Annotated in this window: 22 protein-coding genes; 8 read left to right on the top strand and 14 right to left on the bottom strand. The window is 53.8% G+C overall.

The window, feature by feature from the left end; translation table 11 throughout:
* Positions 1-90 precede the first annotated feature (90 nt).
* The 6 genes from IM299_RS17325 (at position 91) to IM299_RS17300 (ending at position 5,985) form a co-directional block, all read left to right on the top strand.
* Positions 91-405 carry a PTS sugar transporter subunit IIB gene (locus tag IM299_RS17325; RefSeq protein ID WP_014830072.1) on the top strand — a complete coding sequence of 105 codons (315 nt, stop codon included), beginning with the start codon at positions 91-93 and terminating at the stop codon, positions 403-405.
* A gap of 11 nt (positions 406-416) precedes the next feature.
* Positions 417-1,742: a PTS sugar transporter subunit IIC gene (locus IM299_RS17320; protein WP_041911697.1), complete on the top strand. Its 1,326-nt coding sequence runs from the start codon at positions 417-419 to the stop codon at positions 1,740-1,742.
* Between the two features lie 17 nt (positions 1,743-1,759).
* On the top strand, positions 1,760-3,136 hold the full coding sequence (locus IM299_RS17315) for a glycoside hydrolase family 1 protein (protein ID WP_136344023.1): 1,377 nt from the start codon (positions 1,760-1,762) through the stop codon (positions 3,134-3,136).
* Between the two features lie 5 nt (positions 3,137-3,141).
* Positions 3,142-3,444 carry a PTS lactose/cellobiose transporter subunit IIA gene (locus IM299_RS17310; RefSeq protein ID WP_028014979.1) on the top strand — a complete coding sequence of 101 codons (303 nt, stop codon included), beginning with the start codon at positions 3,142-3,144 and terminating at the stop codon, positions 3,442-3,444.
* Positions 3,445-3,582: 138 nt separating this feature from the next.
* A complete protein-coding gene (locus tag IM299_RS17305; RefSeq protein ID WP_193357857.1) occupies positions 3,583-4,962 on the top strand; it encodes a carbohydrate porin in 1,380 nt (459 codons plus the stop codon).
* A gap of 117 nt (positions 4,963-5,079) precedes the next feature.
* Positions 5,080-5,985 (top strand): EamA family transporter, encoded by a 906-nt coding sequence (locus IM299_RS17300; RefSeq protein ID WP_048957721.1) that lies wholly within the window; start codon positions 5,080-5,082, stop codon positions 5,983-5,985.
* Position 5,986: 1 nt separating this feature from the next.
* Here IM299_RS17300 and IM299_RS17295 read toward each other — a convergent pair whose 3' ends face one another.
* The 3 genes from IM299_RS17295 to nepI are packed head-to-tail and all read right to left on the bottom strand — an operon-like array spanning position 5,987 to position 7,747.
* On the bottom strand, positions 5,987-6,253 hold the full coding sequence (locus IM299_RS17295) for a Txe/YoeB family addiction module toxin (RefSeq protein WP_041911701.1): 267 nt from the start codon (positions 6,251-6,253) through the stop codon (positions 5,987-5,989).
* Entirely contained in the window at positions 6,228-6,500 is a 273-nt protein-coding gene (locus IM299_RS17290; protein ID WP_045631197.1) for a type II toxin-antitoxin system Phd/YefM family antitoxin, read from the bottom strand. Before IM299_RS17290 ends, IM299_RS17295 begins: the two co-directional genes overlap by 26 nt.
* A gap of 56 nt (positions 6,501-6,556) precedes the next feature.
* Positions 6,557-7,747, bottom strand: coding sequence for a purine ribonucleoside efflux pump NepI (nepI, locus tag IM299_RS17285; protein ID WP_193357856.1), 1,191 nt, complete (start codon positions 7,745-7,747; stop codon positions 6,557-6,559).
* Between the two features lie 207 nt (positions 7,748-7,954).
* Between nepI and IM299_RS17280 the strand changes: the two genes are divergently transcribed.
* The gene (locus tag IM299_RS17280) at positions 7,955-8,953 is read left to right on the top strand and encodes an aldo/keto reductase (protein ID WP_193357855.1); all 999 of its coding nucleotides are present in this window, start codon (positions 7,955-7,957) and stop codon (positions 8,951-8,953) included.
* A gap of 62 nt (positions 8,954-9,015) precedes the next feature.
* On the opposite strand, the gene IM299_RS17275 is transcribed toward IM299_RS17280, so the two are convergent.
* Genes IM299_RS17275 through IM299_RS17240 form a run of 8 tightly spaced genes read right to left on the bottom strand, consistent with a single transcriptional unit; the run spans position 9,016 to position 14,940 of the window.
* Complete coding sequence (locus tag IM299_RS17275) at positions 9,016-10,191, bottom strand: acetyl-CoA C-acetyltransferase (RefSeq protein WP_193357854.1); 1,176 nt, start codon at positions 10,189-10,191, stop codon at positions 9,016-9,018.
* Positions 10,188-10,601 carry a carboxymuconolactone decarboxylase family protein gene (locus IM299_RS17270; RefSeq protein WP_028014973.1) on the bottom strand — a complete coding sequence of 138 codons (414 nt, stop codon included), beginning with the start codon at positions 10,599-10,601 and terminating at the stop codon, positions 10,188-10,190. Before IM299_RS17270 ends, IM299_RS17275 begins: the two co-directional genes overlap by 4 nt.
* Positions 10,588-11,808 (bottom strand): MFS transporter, encoded by a 1,221-nt coding sequence (locus IM299_RS17265; protein ID WP_041911706.1) that lies wholly within the window; start codon positions 11,806-11,808, stop codon positions 10,588-10,590. The genes IM299_RS17270 and IM299_RS17265 overlap by 14 nt, the downstream gene beginning before the upstream one ends.
* A gap of 21 nt (positions 11,809-11,829) precedes the next feature.
* Positions 11,830-12,480 (bottom strand): HAD family phosphatase, encoded by a 651-nt coding sequence (locus IM299_RS17260; RefSeq protein ID WP_045260826.1) that lies wholly within the window; start codon positions 12,478-12,480, stop codon positions 11,830-11,832.
* A gap of 3 nt (positions 12,481-12,483) precedes the next feature.
* A complete protein-coding gene (locus IM299_RS17255) occupies positions 12,484-12,708 on the bottom strand; it encodes a 2-hydroxymuconate tautomerase (protein WP_041911708.1) in 225 nt (74 codons plus the stop codon).
* Between the two features lie 7 nt (positions 12,709-12,715).
* Positions 12,716-13,549: a hypothetical protein gene (locus tag IM299_RS17250; RefSeq protein ID WP_028014969.1), complete on the bottom strand. Its 834-nt coding sequence runs from the start codon at positions 13,547-13,549 to the stop codon at positions 12,716-12,718.
* Positions 13,542-14,318, bottom strand: a complete 777-nt coding sequence (locus IM299_RS17245; protein WP_028014968.1) for an AfsA-related hotdog domain-containing protein — start codon at positions 14,316-14,318, stop codon at positions 13,542-13,544. The genes IM299_RS17250 and IM299_RS17245 overlap by 8 nt, the downstream gene beginning before the upstream one ends.
* Before the next feature lie 10 nt (positions 14,319-14,328).
* On the bottom strand, positions 14,329-14,940 hold the full coding sequence (locus IM299_RS17240; RefSeq protein WP_193357853.1) for a hypothetical protein: 612 nt from the start codon (positions 14,938-14,940) through the stop codon (positions 14,329-14,331).
* A gap of 187 nt (positions 14,941-15,127) precedes the next feature.
* Between IM299_RS17240 and IM299_RS17235 the strand changes: the two genes are divergently transcribed.
* Complete coding sequence (locus tag IM299_RS17235) at positions 15,128-16,048, top strand: LysR family transcriptional regulator (RefSeq protein ID WP_028014966.1); 921 nt, start codon at positions 15,128-15,130, stop codon at positions 16,046-16,048.
* On the opposite strand, the gene IM299_RS17230 is transcribed toward IM299_RS17235, so the two are convergent.
* The 3 genes from IM299_RS17230 to uhpT all read right to left on the bottom strand — a co-directional run bounded on the left by IM299_RS17230 (position 16,045) and on the right by uhpT (position 19,208).
* The gene (locus IM299_RS17230) at positions 16,045-16,497 is read right to left on the bottom strand and encodes a DUF1198 domain-containing protein (protein ID WP_045260830.1); all 453 of its coding nucleotides are present in this window, start codon (positions 16,495-16,497) and stop codon (positions 16,045-16,047) included. The two genes, IM299_RS17235 and IM299_RS17230, sit on opposite strands and share 4 nt — an antisense overlap.
* A gap of 151 nt (positions 16,498-16,648) precedes the next feature.
* Positions 16,649-17,653 carry an alpha/beta fold hydrolase gene (locus tag IM299_RS17225; RefSeq protein WP_045630908.1) on the bottom strand — a complete coding sequence of 335 codons (1,005 nt, stop codon included), beginning with the start codon at positions 17,651-17,653 and terminating at the stop codon, positions 16,649-16,651.
* Between the two features lie 163 nt (positions 17,654-17,816).
* Positions 17,817-19,208, bottom strand: a complete 1,392-nt coding sequence (uhpT, locus tag IM299_RS17220; RefSeq protein ID WP_028014963.1) for a hexose-6-phosphate:phosphate antiporter — start codon at positions 19,206-19,208, stop codon at positions 17,817-17,819.
* Positions 19,209-19,300 lie beyond the last annotated feature (92 nt).

Below are 19,300 nucleotides of genomic sequence, written 5' to 3'. Positions count from 1 at the left end.
ACAGTTCTGCTTTTTATAAATGGAAACCGGTTTCCGTATCATGTCCAATCATCCTCGCAATAACTATTTACATTTAGAGGATGGTTGTCGATGTTCAAGATTATGCTGTGTTGCTCTGCCGGGATGTCCACCAGCCTGCTGGTCAGCAAAATGGTCGATGTCGCGAAAGAACGTGGTTTGCCGGTGAAGATTGATGCGTACGGTGTTTCCGAATTTGATACGCAGTTTCCGCAATACCAGGTGGTACTTCTCGGACCGCAAGTGAAATACATGTTACAGACACTCTCAGACAAGGCGGCTACGAAAGGCATTCCGGTACAGCCCATCGACATGATGGACTACGGCATGCAACGTGGCGATAAAGTACTGGACTATGCTCTGTCGCTCATCGAAGCGGCACACTAAAAGGTGTTCACATGAGTTCGTTATATCAATCCATGGTCGCGGTGATTGAGCAGTCAATTACCCCGCTGGCCGCAAAGCTGGGTCAGCAAAAGTATGTGATTGCCATCCGCGACGGCTTTACCGCCGCGCTACCGTTTATGATCATCGGCTCGTTTATGCTGGTGTTCATCTTCCCGCCGTTCTCGGCGGATACCACCAACAGCTTCGCCCGCGGCTGGCTGGATTTCTCCCAGACCTACCGCGACCAGCTGATGCTGCCGTTTAACCTCAGCATGGGCGTGATGACCTTCTTCATTTCGGTGGGGATTGGGGCGAGCCTGGGGCGTCAGTTTAACCTCGACCCGGTGATGTCCGGCCTGCTGGCCTTTATGGCCTTCCTGCTGGTCGCCGCGCCGTATGCCGACGGTAAAATCTCGACCCAGTATCTCTCCGGTCAGGGCATCTTTACCGCGCTTATCACCGCGATTTACGCCACCCGCGTCTATGCGTGGCTGAAGCAGAACAATGTGACCATCCGCCTGCCGAAGGAAGTGCCCACCGGCGTGGCGCGTTCGTTTGAGATCCTGATCCCGGTGATGGTGGTGATCGGTACGCTGCACCCGCTGAACCTGTTCATTGAAGCGCAGACCGGAATGATCATCCCGCAGGCGATCATGCACCTGCTGGAGCCGCTGGTATCCGCATCTGACTCCCTGCCCGCGATACTGCTCTCCGTGCTGCTGTGCCAGATCTTCTGGTTTGCCGGTATTCACGGCTCGCTGATTGTCACCGGCATCATGAACCCGTTCTGGATGGCGAACCTCTCCGCAAACCAGGCGGCGCTCGCCGCAGGCGCGGCACTGCCGCACGTTTACCTGCAGGGCTTCTGGGATCACTACCTGCTGATTGGTGGCGTAGGCTCCACGCTGCCGCTGGCGTTCCTGCTGCTGCGCAGCCGCGCCACGCACCTGCGCACCATCGGCAAAATGGGCATTGTGCCGAGCTTCTTTAACATCAATGAGCCGATTCTGTTCGGCGCGCCGATCATCATGAACCCGATGCTGTTTATCCCGTTCGTGTTTGTTCCGCTGGTCAATGCCTGCCTGGCGTACGGCGCAACGAAGCTCGGCTGGCTGGCTCAGGTGGTGTCATTAACCCCGTGGACCACCCCCGCGCCGATTGGTGCCTCATGGGCGGCAAACTGGGCGCTCAGTCCGGTGATAATGTGCCTGGTCTGTATGGTGATGTCCGCGCTGATGTACCTGCCGTTCCTGCGCGCCTATGAGCGTACGCTGATGAAAAACGAAGAGCAGAAGGCCCAGGCAACCGTCGGTACTGCTGAAGCCGCAAGCAATTAAGTCAAAGAGGAAAGGACATGAAATACGCATTTCCCGATAACTTCTGGTGGGGCAGCGCAAGCTCCGCTCTCCAGACCGAAGGGGCAAGAGAGGGGGAAACCACATGGGATTACTGGTTTGCCCGCGAGCCGAACCGTTTTCACAACGGCGTGGGGCCGCAGCAGACCTCCACGTTTTATCAAAACTGGAAAACGGACATTCAGCTGTTAAAGCAGCTGAACCACAACAGCTTTCGTACCTCGATTAGCTGGGCACGCCTGATCCCCGACGGTATCGGTGAAGTGAACCCGGAAGCGGTCGATTTTTACAATCAGGTCATTGATGAGCTGAATGAACAGGGCATCACGCCGTTTATCACCCTGTTCCATTTCGACATGCCGATGGCGATGCAGGAGATCGGCGGCTGGGAAAACCGTGACGTGGTGGACGCTTACGCCCGCTATGCGCAGATCTGCTTCGAGCTGTTTGGCGACCGCGTGCTGCACTGGTTTACCTTCAACGAGCCGATCGTCCCGGTGGAGGGCGGTTATCTGTACGACTTCCACTATCCTAACGTGGTGGATTTCCGCCGGGCGGCCACCGTGGCGTATCACACCGTGCTGGCCCACGCGAAGGCCGTTCAGGCTTACCGCGCCGGACATTACGCGGGTGAGATCGGCATCGTGCTGAACCTGACGCCGTCCTACCCGCGCTCGCAGAACCCGGCGGACGTGAAGGCGGCACACATCGCGGACCTGATGTTTAACCGCAGCTTCCTTGACCCGGTACTGCGCGGGGAGTATCCGGCCGACCTGGTGGCGTTGCTGAAATCCTACGATCAGTTGCCCGCCTGCAAGCCGGAAGACGGCTTCCTGATTGCGGAAGGGAAAATCGACCTGCTCGGCGTGAACTACTATCAGCCGCGTCGCGTGAAGTGTCGCGACAGCGCGGTGAACCCGCAGGCGCCGTTTATGCCGGAGTGGTTCTTTGATAACTACGAGATGCCGGGCCGCAAGATGAATCCGTACCGCGGCTGGGAAATCTACGCGCCGGGTATTTACGATATTCTGGTTAACCTGCGCGACAATTACGGCAACCCTCGCTGCTTTATTTCTGAAAACGGCATGGGCGTCGAAAATGAACAGCGCTTTATTGAAAATGGCCAGATTAACGATCACTACCGCATCGAGTTTATTTCTGAGCATTTAACGTGGCTGCATAAAGGGATTAGCGAAGGGTGCAATTGCCTTGGCTACCATATGTGGACATTTATTGATAACTGGTCGTGGTGTAATGCCTATAAAAATCGCTACGGATTTATCCAGCTCGATTTAGAGACGCAGCAGCGCACCATTAAGAAAAGCGGAGAGTGGTTTGCCGCCACCGCCTTAAATAATAGTTTTGAAAAAGAGTAATAATGATGATCGCACTAGAAGAAGCCGTAATGGAAATTATCGTCAACGCCGGACAGTCCCGCAGCCTGTGCTTTGAAGCGCTGCACGCGGCGCGTCAGGGCAACTTTGACGAGGCCAAAAGCCTGCTGCACGAAGCCGACGGCTACGCGCGCCAGGCGCACAAGATGCAGACCAAACTGATCGAGCAGGATGCGGGCGAAGGCCGCCAGCCGATGACGTTAATCATGGTGCACGCGCAGGATCATTTAATGAATTCCTTATTAGCGCGTGAATTGTCTGAAGAAATAATTCATTTATATCAGAGATAGTCTATGGCGAAATAAAATTAATGTAATACCTCTGTACCCTAAATAGAGATCCACTTGTTCTGATGATAGCGACATACTCTGTCAGATCGGAGCGGGATGGTTATTGTCTGAATAAAATTAAACTATATTGAGATAACCATGAATACGATTAAAAAACTTCCATTAACCATGGCGGTTATCGCCGCGCTTTGCCCAATTTCCGTACTCGCACAAGAATTTACCCAGGAGCAAATCGACGCCATTGTGGCGAAAGCGGTAGATAAAGCTCTGGCCGAGCGTCAGGCCAAAATGGATGCGGCGGTTGCGAAAAAAGCGGACGTGGTGACCGAGCCGCAAAGCGCGGCGCAATCCCCGGATATGGCGATCCCGTTCGGCATTAAATTCACCGGCTACGCCCGCTACGGCGCGCACTTCCAGGCCGCCGATCAGAAATACGTGGCGGTGGACGGCTCCTACAACGGCGCGTCCGCGATTGGTCGTCTGGGTAACGAAGGTAACGGCGGGGAATTCCAGCTCTCCAAGGTCTTCAAAGGGGACAACGGCGCCATCTGGGACATCAACGTGATGATCGACCACTGGGGCGACGAGGTTAACCTGAAAAAAGCCTACGCGGGGGTGACCAACATTATGGCCTCCAACCCAAATGCCTACTTCTGGGCCGGTCGTGACTTCCACCAGCGTCCGCAGCAGGGCATCAACGATTACTTCTGGATGAACCACGACGGCCAGGGCGCGGGCGTGAAGAACTTCGACATCGGCGGCGTGCAGTTTGACGTGGCTGCCGTGGCGGCAGTCGAATCCTGTAGCCCGGAAGTGATGGAAGATGAAGCGAACCCGTCGCGCATCACCTGTACCGGCGGTTCCGGCACGGGCGACAAGGGCAACTACGCCGCGACCTCCAAAATCCACGGCATGAAGCTCGGCCCGATCGACATGGAGCTGTACGCCAACTACGGCTTTGACTCCAAAGCGGTGGAGAGCGACGAGCGTCTGAACGCCTGGCAGGGCGGCGTGGTGCTGAGCCACACCAACGACAGCGGCGTGAACAAGGTGATCGCCCGCTACTCCGATAACGCGGACAACAGCGTGTTCAACAAAACCGAAGATCTGACCACGGTCTACGCCAGCTTCGAAGGGCTGTATAAATTCACCCAGGCCACGCAGGTGGAGTACATCCTCGCCTTCCACGACTACGACAACAGCCGCGATAAGACTGATAACCGCAAGAACTACAACGCCATCGTGCGCCCGATGCACTGGTGGAACGATGTTCACTCCACCTGGCTGGAAGCAGGCTGGCAGCACGTTGACTACGACAACGGCGGCGACAACAAGGGCTGGAAGCTGACCCTGTCGCAGAACATGTCTATCGCCATGGGGCCTGAGTTCCGTCCGATGCTGCGCTTCTACGTCACCGGCGGCAAGGTGGATAATGAACGCACCGCGCGCGTGAACAATACCAAAGACGAGACGCTCGACGACTTCAACGTCGGCGCGATGTGGGAGGCGTGGTTCTAAGGTCAACAACATGCCGGGTGGCGCTACGCTTACCCGGCCTACGGGGGTGAGGGCATCAAGCCGCACACAACCATGCTATGCTGTTGGCCAATTAACGACAACATAGCAGGGGAGAACATGGGTTCCACACGCAAAGGGATGCTGAACGTCCTGATCGCCGCCGTTTTATGGGGCAGTTCCGGCGTTTGCGCGCAGTACATCATGGAGAAAAGCCACATTTCTTCGCCTTACCTGACCATGATTCGCCTGCTGTTTACCGGCGTGATCCTGCTGACGCTCTCCTTCGTTCACGGCGACAAGATTTTCTCGATCATCAAGCATCGTAAAGACGCCCTCAGTCTGCTGTTTTTCTCGCTGGTCGGCGCGCTCACCGTGCAGCTCACCTTCCTGCTGACGATTGAAAAATCCAACGCCGCTACGGCGACCGTGCTCCAGTTCCTGTCGCCGACCATCATTGTGGCGTGGTTCGCCCTTGCGCGGAAAACGCGTCCCGGCGTGTTTGTCCTGTCAGCGATTTTTACGTCGTTGATCGGCACCTTCCTGCTGGTGACCCACGGCGACCCAACCTCCCTCTCCATCTCCCCTGCCGCGCTGTTCTTCGGCATCGCCTCGGCGTTTGCCGCCGCGTTTTACACAACCTATCCGTCAGCGCTGATTGCCCGCTACGGCACGCTGCCGATTGTCGGCTGGAGCATGTTGATTGCCGGGTTAATGTTGACGCCGTTCTACGCCGGGCGCGGCACCACTTTCGTGATTGACGGCGGCCTGCTGCTGGCGTTTTTCTACCTGGTGGTGATTGGCACCGCGCTGACGTTCAGCCTGTACCTGAAAGGCGCGCAGATGATCGGCGGGCCGAAGGCGAGCATTCTGAGCTGCGCCGAGCCGTTGAGCAGCGCGTTACTGTCGGTGATCCTGCTGGGGGTGGCCTTCACCCTGCCGGACTGGCTGGGAACGCTATTGATTGTGTCGTCGGTGGTGTTGATCTCGATGGATTCGAGAAGACGGATGAGGACATCGGCGTGATCTACGAATAATAGTGGTAGCGGCACATTAAAATAGTAAGAGCGCTATCCGACACCCCGTAAACCAGACGGTCAGTATCATTGATTCGGCGGGACCAGTATCCGGAAAGGTTACCTTTAAGCGGTTCCGGCTTACCCAGGCCATCGAAGGGTTGACGCTTCGCATCTTCAATCAATTTATTGATTCTGCGAAGCGTTTTCTTATCCTGCTCCTGCCACCACAGGTAATCATCCCAGCCGTTATCAGTCCAAATCAGTAGCCTGGTCATCTATCAGATCCCTCTGCGTGGTTTTTCCGGAATTTGCCTGTGCGATTGACTCCATCAGTCGACTGGCGTTGGCAGGCGAACTCATCAGATGGATGGTTTCCATCATTGAGTTGTAGTGCTGCAGAGACATAACCACCGCATCCCCCCCGTTTCGGCGGCTGATGATGGTTGTCTCCACATTGTCATTCACGTCGTCCAACACATCTTTGAGTCGGCTTCGTGCTTCGGTAAACGTCACAACCTGCATATTTCCTCCTGTACAAGTTACGGTACAAGTATATCGATGTAGTGACTGTTTATCAATCAACGCGCCTTCACCTTCCCTGCCACCAGCAGTGCCGTCAGCAGCATCAGCGTACCGGAAATCACCAGTGGTGACGTCAGCCCCAGATGGTCGAGCGCCACGCCGCCAATGGCCGCGCCGCAGGTGTTCGCCAGCTGGATCACCGCCACCTGAATCGACCCGGCTTTTTCCGCCTGATCGGCCAGCGTTCGGGTGATCCACGTCGACCAGCCCACCGGCACCAGCGCAAAGGCAAAGCCCCAGATAATCGCAATCGCCGACGCGACCCACTTATCGCTGCCCCACAGCACCAGCACCGCCGCGCTCAGCGCCAACACCAGCGGCGCCCCCGCCAGCGCCACCTTCAGGGAGCGTTTCAGGAACTGGGACGACAGCGACGTGCCGACAAAGCTGGCGATACCGAAGCTCAGCAGCACCAGCGTCAGGCCGTCCACGTCAAAGCCCGCCATGGTCATAAACACTGGGCGGATGTAGGTGAAAAAGGCAAACTGCCCGGCAAAGGCCATAAAGATGGCGGTCATCCCCGCCAGCACGCCGGGGCGCTTGAGCAGCGCGAACATGTTCTGTTTGTGGTGCGCCGCTTCACCCGGCAGGGACGGCAGCGCTTTCCACACCCAAATGATGCAGAGCAAACCCATCACCGCCGCCGCGTTAAAGACGTTACGCCAGCCGATAATCCCACCGAGGAAGCTGCCCAGCGGCGCGGCAATCACCAGCGCAATAGAGACCGCGCCGAAGATAACGGACAGCGCTTTTGGCACGGTGCGCGCGGGCACAAGGCGCATGGTCAGCGAGGCCGACATCGCCCAGAAGCCGCCTAATCCCAGCCCCAAACAGGCGCGACCGAGCAGCAGCAGGGTGAAGCTTTCCGCGAAGGAGACCAGCAGGCAGGATGCCGTCAGCAGCACGCTGAACAGAATGACCACTTTGCGGCGGTCGATAGTGCCAATGACCTGGGTGATAAACAGGCTGGCGAACATCGCCACAAACGCGGTCACGGTGACCGACTGCCCCGCCACGCCTTCGGAAATGCCCAGATCCTGCGCCATCGGCGTCAGCAGGCTTACCGGTAGAAACTCAACGGTAATCAGGCAGGCGACGCAGAACGCCACGGAGAAAACCGCCGACCAGTTGGGGCGCGACACCTCTTTGGTCTGCGGTCTGGTTGTGGGCTGGATATGTTCTGTCATGGCATCACCTGAAGATAAAAACGTGCGGAAAAGTCGCGCAGTTTATCATCAAAAGTGTGACGAATTTAACGTTTAGACAACTTTTGTCGTTTTTAATGATTCGGAAGGTAGAGCGGCGGTGACTGATACCTTTTCAGCATAACGAAAATGAAAATTCAGTAACCACAATTGAGGTGAAACAATCATAGGGTCTGAAAAGGAGAAACTATGAAAACACGTACTTTATCTCAAAATCTTACCGTCAGTGCCATCGGCTACGGTGCCATGGGTCTGAGTGAATTTTATGGCCAGACTGATGACAAAGGCTCACTGCAGGTATTGCATAACCTCATCGATTTGAACGTGACGTTTATTGATACCGCAAATTTATATGGCCGTGGCCATAATGAAAGGCTAATCGGTCACTTTCTTGCCGGGCTGGATAAAAACACTCGCGACCAGTTCAAAATCGCCACGAAGTGCGGCATCGATCGCTCTCCTGACGACTCCTACGCCCGCACCATCAACAATACGCCGGACTATATCATCCGCTGCTGTAACGAATCCCTTAAGCGGCTTGGCGTGGAGCGAATCGACCTCTTTTACCTTCACAGGGTGAGTAACGCAACCCCGATCGAAGAGAGTATGGATTGCCTGCGCACCCTTGTTAAAGAGGGTAAGATCAACCACATCGGCCTTTGCGAAGTGTCGGCTTCAACGCTGCAACGGGCGCATGCGGTGCATCCGGTCACCGCATTGCAAACAGAATATTCTCTGTGGACACGAGACATCGAGGAAAACATTTTGCCGGTCGTGAAAGCGCTAGGTATCGGCCTGGTGCCCTACTCACCTCTTGGCAGGGGCTTCCTGACGGGAAAATACCTGAACAACAACGATTTTGCAGAAGGTGATTTCCGCAAGAATAACGAACGATTTGTTCAGTCCAGTCTCGATCATAATCGCCAGTTGCTCGATATCATTACCCCGCTGGCGACAAAATACGGCTGTACCGCAGGTCAGATTGCGCTTGCCTGGTTGTTAGCACAATACGATCGGCTGGTTCCCATTCCGGGTACTAAGCACGTCAGCTATCTGGCCGAGAACGCGCGCGCTGCCGATATTGTGCTTGAGAAGAGCGATATCGAATCGTTGAACAACCTTCATCGCCGGGTAGCGATTAAAGGCGATCGTTATTCTGCTGAGGGTATGAAGGGCGTGAATGCCTGATACAGCATCTTGAAAATAAAAAACCGGGTTTCCCCGGTTTTTTTATATCTACAGATACGCCGTTAGCGATAAACGCTCAACGCGACGCCTTCCCCGCCGCCAACGCACAGTGCGGCAACGCCACGCCTGGCATCATTACGGATCAGGGAATGAACCAGCGTCACCAAAATTCGGCAGCCGGATGCACCTATCGCATGCCCAAGCGCGATTGCCCCGCCGTATGGATTGATACGATCCGGGGAAATCCCGGCCCGCTGAATCACGGCCAACGCCTGGGCGGCAAACGCTTCGTTGGATTCGAGATGATCGACATCCTCAGGCTTCCATCCCGAGCGGGAAAGACAGTCGGCAATGGCCTGAATCGGGGCTGCACCCATTAATGCCGGCTGGATACCGGAATTGGAAAATACGCCCAGCGATGCCAGAACCGGCAAACCACGTGCTTCGGCAGTCTCACGCGTACAAAGCAGGACCGCCGCAGCACCGTCATTCAACGATGAAGCATTTCCCGCCGTCACCGTACCCTCTTTTCGGAAGACAGGCTTCAGTTTCGTCAATTTTTCGATACTGGTTGCACGGGGTCCTTCATCCCTCTCCACGCTGATCGTTTCACCTTTTCGCGTCTGCCATTCAACCGGGACAATTTCACACTCAAAAATGCCACGCGCCTGCGCTTCAAGCGCATTGTGGTGAGAGACAAGGGCATATTCATCCTGCATTTCGCGGCTGATACCAAACTCCGTCGCAACATTCTCTGCAGTGATACCCATGTGATAATCGTTGAAGGCATCCCAGAGCCCGTCAGAAACCAGGCTATCTTTGAGAGTAATATCACCCAGCCGCGTTCCGCTACGCGACGTCGTGGCGATATGCGGCGCGTTGGACATGCTCTCCTGACCACCGGCGATAACAAACTCAGCCTCCCCCGTCTGCAGCGCCTGCATGCCAAGATGGACCGCCTTAAGCCCGGACCCGCACACTTTGTTTACCGTCAGACATTGCGTATCTACGGGCAACCCAGCATTCAGTGCCGACTGTCGGGCCGGGTTCTGGCCGCACCCCGCAGTAAGTACCTGTCCCATAATGACCTGAGAGATATCACTGGCTTCTACGCCAGATTCTTTCAGGAGCGCCTGAATAACGCGGCTTCCCAGGTCAGAGGCTGAATGCTCCGCAAGCGCGCCCTGAAATGCGCCCGTCGCCGTGCGGCGGGCTGCAATAATAACAATCTCGCTCATGCGTCGCTTCCCTTCAGTCCTGGCAAAGTATGGCCCGTCGCGGCCATTGCCGCGCGGTATGCAGTAAGACCATTCATGCAGGCGGGAACGCCAGCATATACCGCCATCTGTATCACAATTTCAAGCAGCTCTTCCGGCGTCACGCCGGTATTGAGCGCGCCTCGCATATGCAGTTCTAGCTGCGGCATGGCATTACCCAGCGTCACAAGCGAGGCGACGGTCAACATTTCGCGCGTTTTGAGATCCAGTCCCGGACGACCCACCACATCCCCGAACGCATAGTCGGTAATCAGGGCGGGCAGCCCCGGGTCCAGCTCGCTCAGGCGGCGGGTGACTTTATCCGCGAGCCCCGCTTCAAGACGGTCCATAATCTCTCTGCCATAGCGCGTGCGGTCATTAATTTGACTCATAAGATTTCTCCATACGGGATTGTTTTGCGGTTAACGTTGCCGGAATAACCGCGACAAGCAGAACGGACAGACCGATGGCCGTACCGGCGACGATATACAGGAGCGGCATTGAAAATGATGAAACCATCCAGGCACCGACTGACGCACCGATACCAATGGCGGTATTGAAAAATGAAACGTAGATTGCGGAGGCCGGGAAGGCTTTATCCTCTGCCATACGTAAAACCCACGTCTGGAAACCGACAAATATTCCTGATACGGCGACACCCCAGACAACCATACTGGTAAATATCAACGCAGCAGAGAGCGAGGAACCAGACAGGCCCAGGAACAGCAGCACTGCACAGATCAGCAGTACAGACAAAGAGACCGTCAGCTTGAGATACTTATCAATCAACACGCCGGTCAGGAAATTACCTGCCAGACCCGCGATGCCGTAAACAAAAAGCACAGCAGGAATAATGGTGGTGGACAGTAAACTCTGCGTGTGTAGCCAGGGTTCAATGTACGTAAAGGCAGCAAAGTGAGCCGTCACAGCCAGCAAGGTTGCTGAGTAAATTTTCCATAATGTTGACGATTTCAGCACGCCTTTAAGCGCATCCAGCCCGAGCGCGCTTTTGCTGGTAATCCTGGGAACAAGAACGCTAATACCCACAAAGGCAATTACGCTCAGCGCGGCCATCAGCCAAAATGCCTGCCGCCAGCCGAAGTGAATACCAATATAGTTGGATACCGGTACGCCAAAAACGCTTGCTGCGGAAACACCACCAAATACGATTGACGTCGCCGCCCCTATATATCTGGCAGGGACCATAGCCACCGCCGTTGCGCCGATCATCGCCCAGAATGCGCCGTGAGCAAGCGCTCCCAGTACGCGGGCGCTAAGCAGCATGCTATAGACGTTTACCGTCGCAGCCATAACGTTAGAGACCAAAAGTACCACGGTGAGCACAAGTAAAAGCCGCTTCTTGGCCACATTCCCTAAAAAGACGGAGGCAAACAGCGCACTCAACGCCCCCACCCAGGCATAAAGCGACACGGTCATGCCCACCGCAGATTCCGAAGACTGTAGCCCCTCTGCGATTGGCGTTAATAATCCGACTGGCGCCAGTTCGGTGGTGACAATAGTAAAGGTTGAAATTGCCAGAATGAATAAAGCAAGCCATGACCTTAACGTCATATTCTGCGGAGTGAGTTCTGAAGTCATACTACTTACCTCAATAAGGATTTAAATAATGTGCCAATTTTTTTCAGTTGCATATCTGGTAAGCGCGGAATGCTCTCCCACACAGACGGGATGGCCAGTGGCTTCCAGCATTGGAATATCCGAAAGATCGTCGCCGTAGGCATAACAATCCACGGGGTTAATCTCTTTATCATCGCAAAAGGCGATAAGCGCGTCTTTTTTACCTGTTCCAATTGTTTGAGGCAGGCCGATTTCACCCGTCAACTCACCTGCGTCATTTATTATCACCGGCGCACAGAGTACTTCCGTTACTCCAAGATATTTTGCAATGGGTGAAAGAATCGGAAGCATAGAGCCCGATATAAATACGGTATACATGTTCTGGTTCTGATGTTTTTTAAGGGCTGAAACAGCACTCTCAATAAAAAACTCGCTTTCCAGCTTACGCCTGAACCACTTCTCACCCATTTCTTCCAGATAACGACAAGACACACCTTTAAACTGACGATAATAATCTCTGTTCAGGGCTTCCCTTGGCACGCCGTTTTTCACGTCGGTGCGAAAACGAGACATATAGCGTTGAAGACGATCGTTTTGATTATTTTCCCTGCACCAGAAATCATAGAAATCAAACATGCTTTTAATATTTATAAGCGTTTCATCAACATCAAAAAAAGCGGCATGTTTACGCAAATTTTATTCCTCGTAGTTTTTTCTTCGACTCTTAACCGGAAAATCTCTATCCGTACCAGACACGCCTGCATCCGCCCAGCGGGAAGGCGCAATTTCAGAAACCACCACGGAAATTTTATCCAGCGGCGCACCCGTGTTTTTGTGAACGGCAAATGTAATATCTTCCTGGAGTCTGATGATTTGATTTTCATCTTTCGCAGGCCAGGTCATAACATGAACAAATGGCATATTTTTCTCACTCTATAGTTGTAAATTCATCGAAGGAACGGCCTTTGAGTTTTAAATGGGCATGGATATCGCCTCCAAGACCATAAAAGCCAATTGCACCGCCATAGCTCTGACGCGAGCTCATATAAAGTACGACTACGTTAATAATTCTGTTTCCTTTCCTCGCCGGAGCCGGGAAAGGATCGGTTAACTCTGCCCAATATTCGGCATTACCTTCGCTATCGGTTATAAATACGTTGGGTATTCCCAGCGGACCTGGCCTGCTCGGATCCTCCGAGGCTAGATCGTTTTCCCTGAGACTCATCACGGTGTAAACGCTATCCGGAACAAGGCTCCGGAACGAAAACGTGAACCGGGCTCGTTTCTTATCTTCGGACAATGTGACCTCAAAGGTGCCCTCTGCCTCGAGCCAGGCAGCGAGGGTCACTGGCTCGATCTCTCGCTTTCCATCGCTGCTGCGATAATCCGCGATATAGCCTTCATGAAGTGGCAGGCCAGGCCTTATTTCATTATTGGCCTGCGGCCGCTGTTCTGGTGCGAAAACCATCCGATAGTTGTTCATCGGAATGGGTAACGGAAGAGTATGAAGAATGATGTCCTTCAACGCGTCCTGAGGCATCTTGTCCAGATCGCACAGAATGTTATAGGGTGCGACTTCCCCAAATGCCGGAAGCGGGCTGTCCGGAGAGACAATGACGCTTCGCCACTGCAGTCCGTTATCCCCTGGTACCATGCCAACCACGACAAAATTACCCTTCCCGTCCATGACCTCCGCAGGGGGGTAAAGCGGCCCCTGCGTGGTCGCAGCCAGACGGTATTTCTGGCTACGTAATTCAGGCATGCGTTACCCCCTGAGTCACCCCTTGCTGCTCAACAATGGTCGCCTGCATGGCAACCTCAGCCAGAGATTTCTCTTTCTCTGTAATCAGGGCGGAAGGATAGACGGTGAACGAGACATCCATTGTCGCGCAAAGCGTTTGGTGCTGAGTGACGCGAACCTGAGCCTTGAAACGCCCCCGGCGGTCGTTAATATCTTTTTCAAGAAATTCAAAGTGGACCAGCGCCGGTAAAGGGAACAGGAAACTGGCGAAATTGATTGCCATGCTATTAATGACGTAATAGCGTCCACTTTCCTGCTGGTAAATAAATTCTTCGGTGACACCGATAAAGGCCTGTCGGCTGGCTTCAACCAGGAGCATTCCCTGAATATGCTGCCCCGTCTGATGATCCGCCATCAATTCGCAACGCTCATCGATTAACAGCGGCATCGCATAAAGGTCGTGGTTATGCTCAGCTTGTTCCGCAGGTCCTATAAGTACATTCTGTTCCAGTCTTTTATGGCAATAAGCATTTTTTTTGTCGCTAACCAGTTTTTCCAGAGAGCACATTTTTAACTTATTACCATGAATCGCATTTCTTGCCTGGTTTGAAATTACCTTTCCGGCAAAATCCTTGCGCACGCCCTGCCCAACAATAATTTCATGTTCTTTATCAATGATATTCGCAGGGATTTGAGTCAATAATTCTAGCTGAGATATAGTCAGTACATCTTTACCATTAGCAAATTCATTAAATTTATCGCCAACAACTACCAACTTTTTACAGTTCATTCATTGTCCCTCAACAACAGCAAGCACGATAGATACGTGTATAAAGGCCGTCATTACCGCCAGTAATAAAGTTATCGCCGGCCTGTTGAATGATTTCCTGATAACGCGCATTGGTAAATGCTTCTTTATATGCTGCTTTATCGCCGTTGAATGAGGAGATAAACATTACACCCGGAACGCCACTGATCAGTGAATGAAATGCTTCGAAACTTTCAATCTTATCTTTGTTATCTCTTACAACATTAAAAATGGTTTCATCGCGCCACTGACGGTACTGCTGATAGTTATGCGCAGGCACTTCGACGTGTCGGAGTTGAATATAATTTGATTGTGGCAAGCTATTTTTATTATCAATTGGGGATTCAACAAACTTAAGCAGTTCGCGACGGATATCGGCAGAAAGAACTTCAGAGAAACGATGGAACATGGATTCCATTTCACTTTCAACCCATGCAATTTCTTTAATATCGTTGAATGCGCGTAATTCCAGCAATTCATTAATGCCGTTTTCTTCACAGGTATAGTAGCGAACGTTTTCATTGCTTTTTAAGGAAGTAAATTCTTTTTCAGAAAAAGTGTTTTTTAATGGGAAGCGTGATACCAGTACATATTTAGACGACATAATTACTCCGAGTATTGATTAAGTGAGGATTCGGATAGAAATTTATCAATACAGGAAACTATTGGAATTGTTAAATTTGTAATATATTTTTTGTATTACTGTTAAAACGGGTTTTGCTGCCAGCATTTAGCGTGTAATATCGAAATGGAAAAAAGACGAAATACCTTTTCGCATTTAGGACCCACGTATGGCTACAGCAGAACATTTAATCAGCAATAACCTGCCCAGTATCAAACAATTACAATGCTTTCTCGCTGTTGCACATGAGCTGAACTTTCGTAAGGCTGCCGAACGTCTGCGCATGACTCAACCGCCTCTGACGCGTCAGATAAAATGCCTTGAAGCGGTGTTGAAACGTCAGTTGTTCAGTCGCAGTACGCATGACGTTAGCCTCACTGAAGCAGGCCGAGCGCTGGTCGTTCAGGCAGAAAAAATACTCAAAGACATCAGCAGCTTAAAAGAAGACCCTCACTCTTCAGAAACGAATCTGCGCATCGGTCTCACGCGCACGCTTAATTTTGAATATATTGAACCTGTAAATACCCAGCTTCAAAAAATGAACGCCGGAGATGACGTTGAAACGCCCGACCTGACGTCAGCACAGCTGCTGCAAAGCTTGTCTAAAAATATGCTGGATCTGGTGCTGACCGGGGAAAAAGGAACGGGTCATGAAGACATTGTTCAATACCGCTGGGTCTGCCAGGAACCGTTGCTCATCGCAATGCCTTCTTTACATCCTGCCAGTCTGAAAGAGAAAGTCTCGCTGGAAGACATTAGCGATCTTCCACTTTTTTGGTTTTCGAGAAGCGCTAATCCGTCATTCTATGATAAATGCGAAAGCTACTTTGACACGCTGAAAACGCCGCTGAAGCGTATTAAAGAGCCGGATGATTCCCTCGTGATGCTAAGCCGTATCGCAAGAGGGAAAGGGTTTGCGCTGCTGCCTCAGTCAAAATGCACCTTCAATCAGGAGGGGCTATGCTATCGCGAACTAACGGACGATGAGGCAAAGAGATTAAATATTGATATCTATGCCGCAACTCGCCTCAATGAAAACAGAGAGGAGATCCTGAACGCTCAGAATATCTTGTGCGGCAAAAAGGCTTAATGCAGATAAAACACGCCTTCTTCCGGCAGAAATAGCTGGTTATAGCGCAGCTGGAAGACGTTCAGCTCCTGCGGATCGGGCTCCATTTCGCGCATAAAGCCAAGTGCCAGACGAATTTGCGCATCGGTAATGGGTGCAGCAAGGCGGGCTTTACGCAGCATACGGTGCCAGGTATGCAGATTCTCTTCGCTACCGTCGACAATACAGACCTGCCAGATGAGCAGCACCTGCGCGGCGTTTTGCAGATGCGCCTCGTCAGGCCGCTCAAGGTAGCGGATAAATTCATTGCCCGGTGTTTTACCGAACTGGTCAATCATCGACTCGATCGGCATCGGGGTAATCCCCAGCCGTTCGCTTAAACGTTTGATGGCGCGGCGGGAATCTGAGGTCAGGACACGAAATCCCACCACAAACACCACGGCAAGCGTTGCCAGCATTATCCAGACCATGCGTTCTCCTTAGACTAGCCGCTCATCATAGCGGGAAACGCAGCGTGTCGACAGCGGGTACGGCCAGAATAGTGAACCGAAAAAAGCTGGATAAATGCGATAAAAGCAATCCCGCGCAGGCGTGGCTGCGCGGGCTGTTGCTGGAGACCCGTCAGCGCGCCTGAAGCCCCTTCAACAGCGCCTCGTGAAAGCGTGCGGGATCCTGCATCTGCGGCGCGTGGCCCATGTCGTTAAACTCCACCAGCGTCGCGTGCGGGATGCGCTTCGCCGTCTCTTTGCCCAGCACCGCATAGTTGCCGAGCGTCTTGCGGACCTCCGGCGGGGCGAGGTCTTTCCCGATGGCGGTGTTGTCCTTCGTGCCGATCATCAATAATACCGGCATCTTCAGGTCGCTAAATTCATAGATGACCGGCTGGGTGTAGATCATGTCGTAGAGCAGCGCCGAGTTCCACGCCACGCGCGCTTTGCCCGGCCCGTTGTTCAGCCCGGCAAGCATGGTCACCCAGCGCTCGTATTCCGGCTTCCACTCCCCGGCGTAGTAGGTGTTTTTCTCGTACTGGCGAATGCCGTCGGCGCTGACCTTCAGCTCGCGCTGGTACCACTGGTCAACCGTGATATGCGGCACGCCGCGGGCTTTCCAGTCTTCCAGGCCTATCGGGTTCACCATCACCAGCTGCTCTACCTGCTGCGGCCACATTAGCGCGTAGCGGGTTGCCAGCATGCCGCCGGTCGAGTGGCCGATAACCGTCGCGCGATCGACGCCAAGCGATGTGAGCAGCGCGTGGGTATTGTCCGCCAGCTGCTGGAAGGTGTACTGATAATGGTCCGGCTTGGTGGATTTACAGAAGCCGATCTGGTCGGGTGCGATCACGCGATACCCGCTGGCCGACAGCGCACGGATTGTGCCGTCCCAGGTGCCGGCGCAAAAGTTTTTGCCGTGCATCAGCACCACGGTACGTCCGTTGGGTTTTTCCGGCTTCACGTCCAGGTAAGCCATATCCAGAGACTGGTTTTGCGAGGTAAAGGTAAAGTGTTTTACCTGCCAGCCGTAGTCGAAACCTTCCAGCTTCTCGCCGTAGGTGGGGGCATCCGCGGCCATTGCGGGGGACGCCAGCGCCATCAGCAGCGCCAGGCAGGACAATCGTCGGGTTAACATGCAAGCTCTCCGTTAGCAAAAGGGGCTAAGGCTGCACGAAAGGCGGCAGCAAAAAACACTGTAGAGCATGGAGAGGAGTGGGTGTGTAAAGCGGGGTAAAGGTAGGACGAGCAAATAAAAAAAGCCCGGCATCACACACCGGGCAAAGAAGTTACCTGCACACTCAGGCCGCTTTTAATTTCTGCGCGCGGTTCTCGCGGCGAATTTTACGTTCTTCCAGCACCGCGACCATCGCCATCAGGACGATACAGCCGATCGCTGCCGCATCCAGCGCCGCGAAGGTGCCCGCCCAACCGGTGAGGCCGAAAATCGGCGTACCGTCGGCGATCATCCCCAGGCCAAGCTTGGCGAAGCTGTCGCCGATCAGGTAGGCGAAGGTGCCTTTAATCCCATCGGCGGCGCCGATCGCTTTTTTCGGCACGAACCCTACGGCCGCCACGCCAATCAGCAGCTGAGGGCCAAACACCAGGAAGCCGAGCGCGAACAGGGACGCCAGGTAAACGTACTGGTTGCTGGCGTGCTGGTAGATGCCGAGCGTGGCGATAATCAGCGCCAGCGCGACGCAGGCCACCAGCGCGCGACGGCCGTTGGCGAGGTCGGAGAGCCAGCCCCACAGCAGCGTGCCGACCAGCGCGCCCACTTCGAACAGGGTGAAGCCCTGAATCGCCACCTCTTTCGACAGCTTCAACTCCTGGAAGGCGTACACCGTTGACCACTGGTCGATGCCGATGCGCACCACGTACAGGAAGATGTTTGAGAAGCACAGCAGCCAGATCACTTTGTTTTTCAGCACGTACTCAACAAAGATCTGCCATTTGGACATCTCGTTCTCTTCGGTCTCTTTGTCCTCTTCGCTGATCTCCTCCCCGAACAGCTCTTCGGCTTTGCCGAGGCCGTACGATTCCGGGGAGTCGCTGCCGAAGCGCAGGCCGATAAAGCCGACGATCAGGGCGATTATCGACGGGAAGATAAACATGCCGATCACGTGGCCGTCGAACAGATAGTTCGCGCCGAACAGCGCCACGCCTGCCGCACCCGCCCCGCCGAGGTTATGGGAAATGTTCCACATGCCGAGGTACGAACCCCGCTTGCGGCGCGGCGTCCATTTGGTGATGGTGGAGTAGCTGCACGACCCGCCGGTGCTCTGGAAGAAACCGCTCAGGGCGTAGAAGGCGATCATCAGGAACAGGCTGACGGAGCCCGCGCCCATGCTGGCGCTGAAGCCGAGCATACAGATGGCGGAGAGGATCAGCATAAACGGCAGGAACTGCTTGGTGTTTTTACCGTCCGCGTAGTAGGACACAACCGTTTTCCCCACCCCGTAGGTGATGGAGAAGCCCAGGCCAATCATCCCCAGCTGCGTCATGCTCAGCCCGTAGGTGGAGATCATGTCGTTCTGCGCGATGTTAAAGTTTTTGCGGATCAGGTACATGGTCAGGTAACCGATGAAAACCACCAGATAAGACTGCATGAACGGTTTGAACCACATCTTGCGCCGCACGTCGAGCGGCAGATCCAGGGTCGGCTTGCGCACCTGGTTTAAGAAGGCCAGCATGGTTGGTTTACTCCTGAGCTGATTTTTGCAGCATTGTAAAAATCAGCCGGGAGAGATTCCTGAGACAGCGTCCAGGTGAAACCGGGAAAATT

This window comes from Enterobacter cloacae complex sp. P47BA, assembly GCF_014930485.1.
In the GTDB taxonomy this organism is placed as follows: domain Bacteria; phylum Pseudomonadota; class Gammaproteobacteria; order Enterobacterales; family Enterobacteriaceae; genus Enterobacter; species Enterobacter bugandensis.
The sequence above is the reverse complement of the archived record's forward strand: the minus strand, read 5'-3'. Positions and strand labels throughout refer to the sequence as shown.